The organism is Indibacter alkaliphilus LW1 (genome assembly GCF_000295935.2).
GTDB classification, from domain to species: Bacteria; Bacteroidota; Bacteroidia; order Cytophagales; family Cyclobacteriaceae; genus Indibacter; species Indibacter alkaliphilus.
Genome location: NZ_ALWO02000032.1, coordinates 123,638 through 137,158, shown reverse-complemented (window position 1 = coordinate 137,158; position 13,521 = coordinate 123,638). Strand labels below are relative to the sequence as shown.

Annotated in this window: 15 protein-coding genes; 8 read left to right on the top strand and 7 right to left on the bottom strand. The window is 41.3% G+C overall.

All coding sequences use genetic code 11. The annotated features are described in order from the left end of the window. Positions 1–3 precede the first annotated feature (3 nt). On the bottom strand, positions 4–231 hold the full coding sequence (locus A33Q_RS09725; protein ID WP_009034385.1) for a hypothetical protein: 228 nt from the start codon (positions 229–231) through the stop codon (positions 4–6). 346 nt (positions 232–577) lie between these two features. Here A33Q_RS09725 and A33Q_RS09720 point away from each other — a divergent pair, with 346 nt between their 5' ends. Then, entirely contained in the window at positions 578–1,075 is a 498-nt protein-coding gene (locus tag A33Q_RS09720; protein ID WP_160169348.1) for an SH3 domain-containing protein, read from the top strand. Positions 1,076–1,497: 422 nt separating this feature from the next. On the opposite strand, the gene A33Q_RS09715 is transcribed toward A33Q_RS09720, so the two are convergent. Continuing rightward, complete coding sequence (locus A33Q_RS09715; RefSeq protein ID WP_016255034.1) at positions 1,498–1,812, bottom strand: hypothetical protein; 315 nt, start codon at positions 1,810–1,812, stop codon at positions 1,498–1,500. 4 nt (positions 1,813–1,816) lie between these two features. Continuing rightward, on the bottom strand, positions 1,817–2,452 hold the full coding sequence (locus A33Q_RS09710; RefSeq protein ID WP_040490300.1) for an HPP family protein: 636 nt from the start codon (positions 2,450–2,452) through the stop codon (positions 1,817–1,819). Between the two features lie 60 nt (positions 2,453–2,512). Between A33Q_RS09710 and A33Q_RS09705 the strand changes: the two genes are divergently transcribed. Further along, entirely contained in the window at positions 2,513–2,977 is a 465-nt protein-coding gene (locus tag A33Q_RS09705) for a hemerythrin domain-containing protein (protein WP_009034380.1), read from the top strand. 150 nt (positions 2,978–3,127) lie between these two features. Here the strand turns inward: A33Q_RS09705 and A33Q_RS09700 are convergent, their stop codons facing one another. The 4 genes from A33Q_RS09700 to A33Q_RS09685 all read right to left on the bottom strand — a co-directional run bounded on the left by A33Q_RS09700 (position 3,128) and on the right by A33Q_RS09685 (position 6,818). Beyond that, positions 3,128–3,718: an SCO family protein gene (locus A33Q_RS09700; protein WP_009034379.1), complete on the bottom strand. Its 591-nt coding sequence runs from the start codon at positions 3,716–3,718 to the stop codon at positions 3,128–3,130. A 7-nt stretch (positions 3,719–3,725) separates the two neighbouring features. After that, the gene (locus A33Q_RS09695) at positions 3,726–4,514 is read right to left on the bottom strand and encodes a formylglycine-generating enzyme family protein (RefSeq protein ID WP_009034378.1); all 789 of its coding nucleotides are present in this window, start codon (positions 4,512–4,514) and stop codon (positions 3,726–3,728) included. Next, complete coding sequence (gene nirK, locus A33Q_RS09690) at positions 4,511–5,989, bottom strand: copper-containing nitrite reductase (RefSeq protein WP_009034377.1); 1,479 nt, start codon at positions 5,987–5,989, stop codon at positions 4,511–4,513. The genes A33Q_RS09695 and nirK overlap by 4 nt, the downstream gene beginning before the upstream one ends. A 166-nt stretch (positions 5,990–6,155) precedes the next feature. Then, the gene (locus A33Q_RS09685) at positions 6,156–6,818 is read right to left on the bottom strand and encodes a Crp/Fnr family transcriptional regulator (protein WP_016255031.1); all 663 of its coding nucleotides are present in this window, start codon (positions 6,816–6,818) and stop codon (positions 6,156–6,158) included. Positions 6,819–7,060: 242 nt separating this feature from the next. On the opposite strand from A33Q_RS09685, the gene A33Q_RS09680 reads away from it, so the two are divergent. From A33Q_RS09680 to A33Q_RS09655, 6 genes are all read left to right on the top strand, one after another. Further along, positions 7,061–7,501 carry a c-type cytochrome gene (locus tag A33Q_RS09680; protein WP_009034375.1) on the top strand — a complete coding sequence of 147 codons (441 nt, stop codon included), beginning with the start codon at positions 7,061–7,063 and terminating at the stop codon, positions 7,499–7,501. 114 nt (positions 7,502–7,615) lie between these two features. Then, positions 7,616–8,971 (top strand): cbb3-type cytochrome c oxidase subunit I, encoded by a 1,356-nt coding sequence (locus A33Q_RS09675; protein ID WP_009034374.1) that lies wholly within the window; start codon positions 7,616–7,618, stop codon positions 8,969–8,971. Between the two features lie 130 nt (positions 8,972–9,101). Beyond that, entirely contained in the window at positions 9,102–9,881 is a 780-nt protein-coding gene (locus A33Q_RS09670) for a CbbQ/NirQ/NorQ/GpvN family protein (RefSeq protein ID WP_009034373.1), read from the top strand. 328 nt (positions 9,882–10,209) lie between these two features. Then, the gene (locus tag A33Q_RS09665; RefSeq protein ID WP_009034372.1) at positions 10,210–11,976 is read left to right on the top strand and encodes a nitric oxide reductase activation protein NorD; all 1,767 of its coding nucleotides are present in this window, start codon (positions 10,210–10,212) and stop codon (positions 11,974–11,976) included. A 1-nt stretch (position 11,977) separates the two neighbouring features. After that, positions 11,978–12,943 (top strand): DUF438 domain-containing protein, encoded by a 966-nt coding sequence (locus tag A33Q_RS09660; protein ID WP_009034371.1) that lies wholly within the window; start codon positions 11,978–11,980, stop codon positions 12,941–12,943. Next, on the top strand, positions 12,934–13,521 hold the full coding sequence (locus A33Q_RS09655; RefSeq protein WP_009034370.1) for a cytochrome c oxidase subunit 3: 588 nt from the start codon (positions 12,934–12,936) through the stop codon (positions 13,519–13,521). Before A33Q_RS09660 ends, A33Q_RS09655 begins: the two co-directional genes overlap by 10 nt.

Genomic DNA, 13,521 nt, shown 5'->3' with positions numbered 1-13,521 from the left:
CCATTAAGCACTGGCAAACTGATTGCATCCAAAGTTGGCTCCGGTTATAAACTCAATGGCTTTGGTGTTGGGGTCCATTGGTTTGCCATCATTCAAGACTGGAATGATGTAATCAGGATCCATTTTTGATTCAATATGACTCAATTTATTGCATTCGCCATAGTTTTTTCTTTTGGCTACCACGGGTGCATTTGGCTCCCAGTGGTTGCAGTTTGAACATGTTTTTTCCATCTCGCTAGTTTCTTTTGATTATACTTAAATATATACAAAATAAGGTTTAAGGTTTTGAAAAACAGTAATTTGAAATTAAACTGAATAAGGTTTCGTTAAAATCTGGTATTAGCTAAGTTCACTGATGATCTTTTGATTGCAGATCAATGAAGAAGAATTCATTTTGTTTGGCATAAAAATTGATTTTTGGATGAGTAAATAATAACTAATTTATGTGGTTGATCTTATCATTTTTTTTAAAAAAAAGAGTGTTTTCACTTCTATAAAATCCTTCATCTGGGGTAAATTATTTCTCTTAAGTTTCATTGTATGCTTCTTTTTTGTTTCCGTTTCTATGGCTCAATCCATGTACGATAGCTCTACTGTTGGGGCAAACTTAAGAAATGGTACAGGTACTGAACACAGTGTGGTCAGTACAGTGGGTTATAATGAACAGGTGAGAGTAGTCAGCAATGAAGGTTCCTGGAAAAGAGTAGAATATAGAGGCAAAACTGGTTATATCAGTTCCTCCTTGCTCAGCGAAAATCAAGGCAGAACATCTCAAAATAATTCTTCTAATTATGGTAGGGGAAGTACAAGTTCAAGAACCTCAGGTAATTCAAAAGGTGGTGTGGCAGGTGCTTCCGGATATACTACAGCTATTGGATTAAGAGGTGGATTTACTTCAGGAGTTTCTTTGAAACATTTTACCAGTTCGAGAGGTGCTTTGGAATTAGTTGTTGGTTCTCGATGGCATGGAGTTTCCCTATCAGGGATGTATCAGATGCATCAATCCGGAGCATTGGGAGTGCCGGAGCTTTCATGGGTTTATGGACTTGGTGCCAAGGGTAGGTCATTACGATAGGTATTACTATTATTATGGGTATAGAGGCCCTGGTAATTGTCAAGATCCGAATAATCCAAGGTGTTATCCCTTCTATACCCGCTATCGTACAGGTGGGTTTACGGCAGTGGGATTACTGGGGATTGGAGGATTGGAATATAAATTTAGGGATATTCCAATTACGCTCGGGATAGACCTCATTCCTTACTTTTATTTCAACCATTGGGGAGGGAGTTTTATAGATGGAAGTATTTCAGTACGTTATATTTTAAAATAGATACCGGAAGTTAGGGCTACTCAGCTGCCAGCTATTCGGGATTTGCAATCCCGAACCTAGATAAATAGGATTTGAAATCCTTATTTCCGGTTTAGGGTAGATTGGAATTAAAAATCCCTTTTATCTGTACTCGAAATTTCAAATTTCGAGGAGCGAGGATAATGATTCAAGTTTTCCCGGAACCAATTCTGATACTTTCCCAAAATTTCTCGGTTGACTTTGGAATAGCTGAATTAATACCATTCTTAACTTTCTCTTCAAAATCAATTCCTAAAAGGTAAAATGCAAGATCCAGGCTTGAAAAATGGGTTCGGTATTCATCCCGAATCTCTGCCACTTCTCTAAGACAAAGATTGGCTGTGGGGTTGTTGTCAGGAAGGTATGTCAAGTTTAATTCTTTTTGTATTGAATTGGTCATATCCTGAAATTCCCCTGCCTGAATTTTTTGAAGTAGATTTTGAAGTTCAGAGGTATTAGCCATTTGCTTAAAATTCAGTCTGTTTGGTTTCCTTTTTCCAAAAATAGACTTTCTCTCCATATTTTAAAGGCCGGATTTCTTCATCTCTGTATGGATAAACCCTGTTTTTGGATAAATTATTGAATAAAATGGCCATTACAAAAAGAATGATGATACCGGTCAGGATCGGGTTGATGACATAAAAGTATCCCATTGATTTGATTTCATCCGAACCGATATTTGCAATTAGTGCAATGGCACCCCCAGGAGGATGTAAAGTTTTGGTGTATTGCATGGCCAGAATAGCCAATGAAACAGACAATGCCGGTGAAAACCAGATCATGGATTCAATGTAAAAAAACTTATAAACTGTAACTCCAATAACTGCCGAGATTAAGCTTCCCAAGAATAAATTTCTGGGTTGAGCAAATGGACCGTGAGGATTGCCGAATAATATGACTGAGGTGGCTCCAAATGCTCCAATCAAAAATAAAATATCCGAATTGTCATCAGTGTGGAAGAGTCCTTGAAGGATGCCTATAGTACTTAAACCTAAAAAGCCACCAAAAAAAGACCATGCATTGTCTGTAGGATTGTGCCTTGTTTCCTTATATACAATGTATCGGGCTTTTTGTAAGGACTTTTTCAGCTTTTTCTTTTTCATGGATGCAAAAATAGGCAAATTGCCTTATGTCATGTTTTAAACCATCTTAGATTTCAAAAAATGACCAAGCACCAACCCATTAAACGTCACCAAAGCCTGCACGGACTCAGTAAAGACCATCATCAGGGATTGTTACTTTGTTTTAAGATCCGACAGGGTATAAAAATGGGAGTAGAGGAAAAAAGAATCAAAAAGTATTGCAACTGGTTCTGGAAGGAACACTTGGTGCCGCATTTTCAGGAAGAGGAGCGGTTCGTTTTTCCCGTGCTGGGTAATGATCACGAAATGGTAAGACAAGCACTCGAGGAACATCAAATCCTGAAAGATCTTTTTAATGCTTCAAAGTCGGATTATGATCACCTCAATCAATTGGAAAGGCAATTGGAAGCCCATATCAGATTCGAAGAAAGGGTCTTATTCAATGAAATTCAGGACACAGCAACAGCAGATCAGCTTACAATCATCGCCCAACACCATGGCAAAGCCACTTCCTGCGAAGTATGGGAAGATGAATTTTGGAAGTAGGGTAGTTGTTGGGGATTTGCCAATCTTTTCGGGATTTGCAATCCCGAACTCTTGATGAATAGGATTTGCAATCCTGAATTCAGTTTAAGGTTGAATGGAATTGGAAATTTCTTTTATCTGTACCTCCAAATTGCAAATTTCGAAGAGTGGTTAGTTTTTAGCCACAGCCACAATCTTATTTACAATCTCTTCGCCAACCAATCCAAGCCCTTCTTTTTGGTACTTCATTACCCCTCGGCGGTCAAAAACAGAGATGATGTTGGAGTGGGAAAAATCTATGGGATTGATTTGCTTGTACTTGACGGCCATGATATTAGCAAAGTCCCTGACGCCATCTTCGGTGCCTTGTAGGAAAAGCCATTCCGGGCCTTCCATCTGGTTGTCCTTTGCAAATTGCTTCAGTTTTTCAGGGGTATCATTGATAGGGTCAATACTGACCATCACGTATTGGATATCTCTCATTTTTTTGGATGAAACTCTTTCCTCGATCATGCGCATATCGGCTACCAATCTAGGACAGGCTGTTCTACAGGCCGTATAGATCATCACTACGACCAATGGCTTCCCTTTGAGGTCTTTGAACTCGATGGTCTGCCCGTCCTGGGTATTCCATTCAGAAGGAAGCTGATAAATAGAGAGGTCATCCATGGTATCTTCCATATTTTCAGATTGTTCTATTTGGGTATTTTCCTGACAAGAGAAAAGGAAAAAAGATAGAAGGATAAGGCTGAAGTAACGCATGATCGTTTTATTTAAATGTGAGTTGATTTTGTGGCCCAGCATCTTTGGCACATCTGAACCCCAGGGTTGTTAGGGAGAAATTGGCCTTCAGGCTGGAGCGCATGGCGAAGCGCATAAATGCCGCATAGTTCATCATGTCTTTGGCACCGATGGCACCTGCGGCGCAAAAGAGCCCTGCATCGGTGTTGCCGTTGTTTCTGGATTCTCCGGTCAGGATGATGGAGTTGAAGTCCTGAGTCCATTCCCAGACCATGCCATGCATGTCTTGGACACCCCAGTAATTTGATTCTGAGTTCCCTACAGTTTTCATGTAGGTTTTGGGTTGTTCATAGCTTCTGAGTATGGATACATTATAGAGGCTGTCTGAGCGGGCATCTCTTTTGGAAGTTGAGGCCATGGCAGCATATTCCCATTCATCCACTGTAGGAAGTCTTTTTCCCTGGCATTCGCAGTAGGCTTTGGCAGCAAACCAAGATACCATGGTGATGGGTTTGTCCATCAAGTTAGCGGGCGCTTTCAGGTCATTTTCCCAATTGGATAAATACCTGCTGTCGGCAAATAACTTGGTGACATTGGATTTTTGCCATTTGGGATGCTTTCGGACAAATTCCTGAAAATCCGCATAAGTGACTGGGAGTTTGTCCAAATAGAAGTCCCCTACAGAAGTTTCTGATTGTTCACCCACTCCGTAGAGGGGGGTATAATTCCCCCCTTCTATCAGAGCCATTTGAATTGTTTGGGCTGAGGCATTGCTGATTAGAAAAAAGCCTGCCATCAGTAAGATTAACTTTCTCATTTCTTTCTTCTTTTGTTCACCATTTCAGGGGTGACTTCGGAACCGTTATTTCCCCAGCTGTTGTACACATAAGTCAATACTGCTGCCACCTCTTCATCCTTGAGCTGCTGGGAAGGCATGATGCTGTTGTATTTTTTTCCGTTTACTGTGATTTCACCGGAAAGCCCATGAAGTAATACATCTATAGAGCGATTGACATCAGCATTCAGGTAGTCGGCATTGGCTAGGGGAGGGAAGGCATTAGCTACCCCTTCACCATTGGCTTGGTGACAGGCAAAGCAGGCCTGCATGTAGATTTTCTTTCCTGTATCGATCAGCTCACTTTTGGTCATGGTTACAGGAGGGCTTACAACATTGCCATCTTTGGGCATTTTTTGAATGGTACTGCCTTCAGGGAGATAGATGCCTTCCATGATTTCTCCGGCAAAGATTTTTTCATTTTCTTCACCAGTTACACTTAAGATTCCCAAAGCACCTTTGTTGAATGCCCTGAAAATGGAGTGATCTACGAGGACAAGGTTAGAGGGTACATCAGCTTTGAATTCCAGGATCGCAGCTCCACCTGCCGGGACCAAAGTAGTACCTACATTGGAATTGATCTGATCACCACCGTCTACATAGACTTTATCGAAAATTTCTCCGATGACGTGGAAGGAAGAAGCCAGGTTAGGGCCACCGTTTCCAAAGAAGATCCTGATGGTTTCACCTGCTTTTGCTTGGAGTGCATTTTCTCCGCTGAGCCCATTGACGCTACCGTTGAATACCACATAATCAGGTCTTTCGTCGTAAGCTTTTTGCATGTCGAAAGGCTGTAAACCAGGTTCTCCAAATCTACCTTCAGTATAAAAGTCTCCTTGCATCACATAGAACTCTTTGTCTACTGGAGGTAAACCGCCTTCTGGTTCTACGAGAATCAGTCCATACATTCCGTTGGCGATGTGCATGCCCACTGGAGCTGTAGCACAGTGATATACATAAAGCCCAGGGTTGATCAATTTGAAAGAGAAGGTTTTTTCATGGCCTGGTGCAACAAATGAAGCTTCGGCGCCACCTCCCTGACCTGTCACCGCGTGAAGGTCAATGTTGTGTGGCAGTTTATTGTCAGGGTGGTTCTTGATTTTGAATTCTACTTCGTCACCCACTCTGGCGCGGATAAATGAGCCTGGCACTGTACCGCCAAAGGTCCAGAAAAGGTAGGATACCCCGTCGGCCATTTCCATTTCTTCTTCGGTTATTTCCATTTCCATGTAGAGTTTCATGGCTGGTCTGTTTCCAACAGGTGGAGGTACATGGGGAGGTGCAGTCAGTTCTGCTACCATTTCTCCGAATACTTTGGTTTTGCTGTAATCCTTTGTGTAGCTTTTGGCACCTGTGTTCCTAGACTGGCTTTGGGTGCAGGCTGTAAAAGCTAAAGCTAATATAAAGAGTAAAGGATAGAAATATCCTTTAATTGGGCGAATGTTTTTGTAGTTCATGGTTTCGTATTTTTTAATTTCATGGATTTACTTCGTTGACTTCAAAAGGCGATTAGGCTTTTTGTCACTACAAAGAAAATAGATAAGCTATAGAAAGCTCATGATTGGAGTCAATCCGATTTAACTATTTTGGCAGAAAAATATCTGCGAAATCGCAGGTTTGGGTTTAATATTGTGTTGCAAAAGCATAGTGGCTGATAACTTCTTTCAGTTTTCGGATATCACAGAGCAAAATTGCCCTTTCATGGGTTTCTATCAGGCCATCTTTTTTGAGAGAAGAAAGAACCCTGCTGACCTGTTCGGAATTGGTACCTATGATCTGGGCAATTTCCTGTCTGCTGAGATTGATCTCTACCTGATTATCATTTGGATCGGGTAAGTAATTGTCAGCTATGTACAATAAACCTAAAATTACCTTCTCTTCATTGTTCATCAAGGCAAGACATTTAGTTCTGATTTCACTTTTTCTTAACTCTCTTGAATAAAAGCGCATCACCTCAAAAGTGAATTTGGGATTCTCCATAAATGCAGCCTGCAAAGTTTGATTATCAATAAAGCAAACCTGAGAATCTGTCAGGGTAACAGCGCCAATACTGTATTTTTCCATACCTATGGCGGTATGCCCCAGCATATGGCCTTCACGGGCCAATCGAACTGTATGTTCTTTTCCGTCCAAGCTGGAACTGATGACTTTGACTTTTCCTTTCAAGATAAAATAAGCACCCATCACCAAACTCCCTTCCATAAAAATAAACTGCCCTTTGGGGTAAATAGGGGAGTTTTTGGCAAGGGATAATTTCTCCAGCCATGCATCGCTACAATTTTTCACAAGGCAAGAAGAAGTTATACATACTTTACAATTGACTTCCATAATTTGAAGATGCAAGTAAACTTTTGTTGAAGCTTTTTTTTCTGACCTGCGCCAAGTCTAAACCTGATCTACATCAGGTTTTTTTCAATTTGGTAATTTTTTTTCAAAATCCTATTTGATTTTTCAATTCTGGTTGTACCTTCGCTTCAATAAAAGATAAAAAGGTCTTTTAATACTAAAATATTTAAACCCGGTTATATATGCTATCAAAATCACAGGCAAGGACATTCTTTCTGGGTGGTACGGTGGTGACCTTTCTGATATTTATCGGATTGACCATTTATTCCATGGCTCCTAGCAATGACCAGTCCAATCATCAGAACATTACCGAACAGGTAATTAAAGGCAAGCACATTTGGGAAACCAATAATTGCATGGGTTGCCACGCTATTCTGGGAGAAGGGGGCTACTATGCTCCTGAGCTTACCAAAGTCATCGATAGAAAAGGAGCCCCAATGGTAAAGGCTATCCTTCAATCCCCGATACCTTGGGCACCCAACGGAAGGAAAATGGTTGCTTACGAAATGAACGACGAAGATGCAGAAGCCATGGTTGAATACCTCAAGTGGATTGGGGAGATCGACCTCAATGGCTTTGAGAGGATTGTTTCACCATTGGCAAAAGACAAAATAAAAGACTAGAACTATGAAATCGAGCATGTCAAAAATCTCTTTTAGAGACAAAATGCTGTCATGCGAGATTCCACCCCGATTATCGGGGCAGGTTATGACCATTGTAAACAAAAAAACAAACACATGAAATATAAATCACAACAGGTAGCCTACTGGTTTTTTGCCTTATGTATGCTGCTCTTCGCTCTACAGATCGTCTATGGATTTATCATGGGATTTGCCAGAATCGGCATGGATGGACTCCATGACTGGATTCCCTTCAATACCGCGAGGGCGGTTCATACCAATTTATTGGTTGTTTGGTTGCTGACCGGATTTATGGGTGCAGCATATTACATCATTCCGGAAGAAGCACAAAGGGAACTCGTCAGTGTAAAACTAGCATACGTGCAGTTGATTTCTCTGGCTGTGGTTGGGGTGGCTGCCATCACAGGCTACCACTTTAATATCTGGGAAGGAAGAAAGTTTTTGGAAATCCCCCGAGAACTGGATTATCTGGTGGTCATCAATGTACTGCTGTTTTTGGGAATAATCTTAGCTACTTTGTTTAAAGGGAAAAGACAGACCACCACAGCTTTAGTCATGACCATGGGGCTGGTATTTGCTGCGCTTTTGTATCTCCCTGGAATGATCTGGTTTGATTCACAGGTGACCGACTCCTTTTTTAGATGGTGGGTAGTTCATCTTTGGGTAGAAGGAGTTTGGGAATTGATCATGGGCGGAATATTAGCCTTCCTTCTGATCAAATTGACAGGGGTAGATAGAGAAGTCATTGAAAAATGGCTTTATGTGATCGTTGGTTTGACCTTCCTATCAGGGATCCTAGGTACAGGTCACCACTATTACTATATAGGAGTGAATAAAATCTGGTTAATCGTAGGGGGAGTATTCTCTGCCTTGGAGCCACTTGCATTCTTGGCCATGGCATTGTTTGCAGTCTATATGTACCGCAAAGGTGAGAAAAACCACCCCAACAAAATAGCCCTTTTCTGGACTATCGGAGCGGCTATTGTTTCTTTTATCGGTGCAGGGTTGCTGGGCTTTGCCCATACACTTCCACAGACCAATCTCTACACCCACGGTACTTTGGTAACGGCTATGCATGGGCATTATGCTTTCTGGGGTGCTTATGTGATGATTGTATTGGCCATCATCAGTTATGCCATGCCTAATATCACCGGCAGAAAACGACATGACAAAACCAACGGACATCTTGCTTTCTGGCTGTCAAATATCGGTATGCTCGGGATGGTGGTAGCACTTGGAGTTGCAGGTGTAGTACAAGTCTATCTGGAAAGAAGACTCAGCATGGATTTTATGGTGGCTCAGGAAGAAGTCAAAATCCACTTTGTGGTGATGCTGCTTTGTGCTACCATGTTTGCAACCGGAATCGGAATCTATATTTATGAATTTATCAAATATGGTAGGCCTACTGATGAAGCACTAACCAAAAATGAAGAAGCTGTTTTGGTTAGTTAAAGCCTTCATTTGAATTCTCAAACAGGAAAATAGGCCATCGGTTTGTTTCTTTATCAGATTTGCCGATTCCTGGATTTAGCTGGGTTGCCTCTTCTGGCAGCCCGGCTTTCAAAACTCAAAACTCAACATTATGGTCATCGAAGCACCTTATTATCATCAGACACATCAGGAGTCTGAGGTTTTTTTACAAACCTTCCAAAACCGCATGCCTTTGCTGCTAAAAGGGCCAACAGGAAGTGGAAAATCCCGATTTGTGGAATATATGGCACACACCACCGGTCAAAAACTGATCACTATTTCCTGCCATGAAGAAACATCCTCTACGGATTTGATAGGTAGGTTTATCATCAAAGGAGCTGAAACGATATGGATTGATGGCCCATTGACCACAGCAGTCAGGGAAGGGGCAATCCTTTACCTGGATGAGGTGGCGGAGGCTCGGCCCGATGTGATAGTGGCTATCCACTCGCTGACAGATCACAGAAGGGAATTGTTCATTGATAAACTCGGAGAGACGGTCAAAGCCCATAAAAACTTCATGTTGATTGCTTCCTTCAATCCAGGTTACCAAAGAGGTTTCAAAGAGCTGAAACCTTCCACACGGCAACGATTTGTGGCTCTGAGCTTTGGTTATCCAACAGCAAAAATTGAGACAGAAATCCTTGTCAACGAAACTGGAGTGGAGCAGGATATTGCCAAAAAGCTGGTGGCTATAGGTGGTAAAATCCGGAATCTTACCGAATTGGGTTTGACAGAAACGGTTTCTACCCGCTTGTTGGTGGATGCGGCTAAATTGATTCAATCCGGACTTCCAAAAAGGTTGGCCTGTCATGTAGCTATTGTGGAACCCCTGAGCGATGATACACAGACCATTGAGTCTATGAAGGATTTGGTGGATTTAATGATATGATATTGGAATAGGGTTGATATATAATAGAAATATGCTGTGCGAAATCGGAGTGAAACGGAGATCCCGAGAGCGAAGCGATTCGGGATATTGTAGAAATATAATGGAAATATGCTTCGCGAAATATATGGAAATAGATATTGGTGGATACTGATTGATATTTATGGATACTGGCTGAAAGTGATCTTGGGTATTGATTATTGAAATACACTTCGTGAAATAAAGTTGAAATATGCCTTCAGCGAAATATTTTCAAACCAGAGCTTTAGCGCAAACCATAAGAGAGAAGTGATTCGGGATAAAATTGAACTAAATAGAAATAAATCAGAAAATGGGACTGGATATAGATGAATGGGTATATGGCAGGTTGGTTCGGTATTTTAAAAAAAGTCGACTGAAAGCCGAATTGGAAATGCACCAGAAGGTGGATTTGGAAGTAATCCGGCCAAGATTGACTTTTTTGGCCAGGGCCATTACCGGGAAAGCAATTGACATTTATCCTGCTGAAGCAGAGGGAGGTTTTAAAAATAATAATTTCTTCCTTCCAATTTCTTTTGCCGAGTTTCCCACTTGGGAAGAAAACCTCTATTTCTATTTTTTTAGAACACTTTACCTGAGTGCACAACAAGACTTAGGCTATAATTGGACTAAGGAAACGGACGATCTGATCCTTTCCCGTCAGATGGCCGAACAGACGGCTCCTGCCGTCATGGAAAAGTTAGCTGAAGAGTTTAGGATTGCTGTGCAACTGCATGATAAATTAAAAAACCATTTTGAGTCCAAGGCCAAGTCCGGAGAGCAAGCGGATTTGAGTTTACTTTATGGAAAATGGATGTATGTTGACCCTTTGGCTGAGGAAGATGATCCCCTTCAGAATTTTGACGATCGAACCAAAAAGGGCAAAGAAGAAAACCCAACAACCACATTAATGGCAAAAGCGGTGGAGGAAGTCAAAAACCTCACCATCGATAAAAAACAGCAGGAAGACTATGTTTTACTGCACAACTTTGAAAAGGTGGAAACGGCTGAAGAATCCAATGGGGTTTGGCGGGATTTTGATGGCAAAGACGATTTGGAAGACCATCAGGATGCATTGGAAGAGTTGAGCATGAAATTTACTGTCAGGGTGGATGACCCTGCGCATTCGGTTTATCAGGCAGAATTTGTAGAAAATACTACCGTCTCTGAAAGTGCTGAGCGGGATGAAAAAGGCTTCCATTTGCTTTATGATGAATGGGATTTTAAAAAGCGGATTTATAAACCTGATTTTTGTAAAGTGTATCCCCAAACTTTGGTGAAAACTGATTTGGACTATTACCGAAATACCATTTCCAAGCATGCAAATACCTTGTTGGGTTTACGTAAAATACTTACTTCCGTCAACAACAAAATGCAGCAGCAGCGCAGGCAGAATCAAGGGGATGAGTTTGATATAGATGCTTTGACGGATTTATTTACAGATGTACATGCCCGGAAAACTCCTGCTGAAAATATTTATCTCTCCAAAAGGAAAAAAGAGAAGGACCTTTCCATATTACTTCTTTTGGACGTGAGTTTATCCAGCGATGGTTATGCTGCCAATAATCGGGTGATTGACGTGGAAAAAGAAGTCTCCATTCTTTTCGGAGAGATTTTGAATGAATTTAATATCGATTTTTCCATTGATAGTTTTTATTCCAAAACCAGAAATTACTCCACGTACCTTACCCTTAAGGAATTTGACGAAAGCTGGAATTTAGGCAAACAAAGAATTGGGGCGGTCGAACCTCAAGGCTATACCAGAATTGGGGCTGCACTGCGTCATGCCGGTGCCAGGCTAGATCAACGGAAGACCAAAAACAAATGGGTAATCCTGATATCAGATGGCAAGCCCAACGATTATGACCGATATGAAGGGAAATACGGCATTCAGGACATCAAGCAGGCGCTACGGGAACTTAACGAACACCAGATAAACTCCTACGCTCTTGCGATAGAAGCTCAGGCCAAATATTACCTGCCCCAGATGTTTGGACAAAACCATTACCAGATTCTGACGACACCTGTAGAACTGCTCAGTTCTTTGGTGAAACTATATGAAAGAATAAAACACCAGTAAAATGAACACTTACGAACAAGAAATAGACCTTCCTAAGGGTCACCCCATCCATACTTATTTGCAGGAAACTGCCATGATTCATCAGCTGATTGATGAATTGGAACAGTGCGATATTGAAAATGATTATCAGGTATTCTACAACCTCTTTAATAAACTTCAAACAATTGAAAGGCGTTTTGAACGCAAAGAAAACCAACTTTTCTCCTTTCTTGAAAAAAGTGGTTGGAACGGACCTTCCCAAAATATGTGGTCTTTTCATGACACCATTCGCAGTATTTTCAAGTTTGTCAGGGAAAAAGTGGAAGCCAGGGATATCCGTGGAGTCTATGAGAATTTCCATCATTTAAGCAATAATATCCGAAGGCTCATGCTGGTGGAGGAGACAGTTCTATTCCCCAATTCCCTGAAAATACTTAAAGAAGAAGACTGGCATCAAATGCGGAAAGGAGAGGAGGAGATAGGGTGGATGCTATCAGAAAAGCCTGCTGCTTATCCTGAACAGGCCTATGTGCACCCATCAGAAGATTTTACACAAAGAGATTTAAGTTTTGCTAAGGCTGAAAGTCAGCATTATGATGAAGGCTATATGACGGTAGAACAGGTCAACCTATTACTTCGTACGATGCCTTTGGATATTACATATGTGGATGAAAATGACAAAGTGATTTTTTACAATAGAGGAGAGGAACGGACCTTTCCAAGAAGTGCAGGAATTATTGGTAGGGAAGTCAGGTTCTGTCACCCGCCCAAAAGTGTGGATACTGTCCTGAGAATACTGGAGGAATTCAGAAAGGGCACGCAAAATGAAGCTTCTTTTTGGATCAATTTTAAAGGCAGGTTGATCTATATCCGGTATTTCGCTGTACGGGATGCGGATAAAAATTACCGTGGGGTCATAGAAATGTCACAGGATATCACAGATATCAAGCATATAGATGGAGAAAAAAGACTGTTGGAATGGAAATAAAAGCCCAGAATATAGATCATAAGGATATCTTTTACCCTCCGGGTGGCATCCTGTTATGGATAATCATCATATTGGAGCTGATCACCTTCGGATTGGGGATCGGAGGCTTGGTTTATTATGGCAAATTAGAGCCCGAACTATTCCATCAATCCAGGATTCAATTAAATACTTCTATCGGAACCTTGAATACCTTAATTTTATTGGTCAGTGGGTATTTTATGGCCAATACTGTCCTGAAACTTAAATCAGGGGCTATTGAATCAGCTAAAAAATACTTGGTTTGGACCATGTTGGGCGGGTTGCTTTTTGTAGGATTGAAAAGCTATGAATATGTTGAAAAATTGACAGGCGACCTATACATGGGGGATAACATGTTCTTTACCTTTTATTGGCTAATGACCGGATTCCACCTTGCGCATGTTTTGGTAGGTCTGGTGATTTTGGTATTCAGTTGGTGGCAGATAAAAACCAGACCCAGATCTCTTCAGGTGACAGATTTGGAATCTGGGGCCGCTTTTTGGCACATGTGTGATTTGATCTGGCTTTTATTATTCCCTTCCTTATACCTGATATTCTAA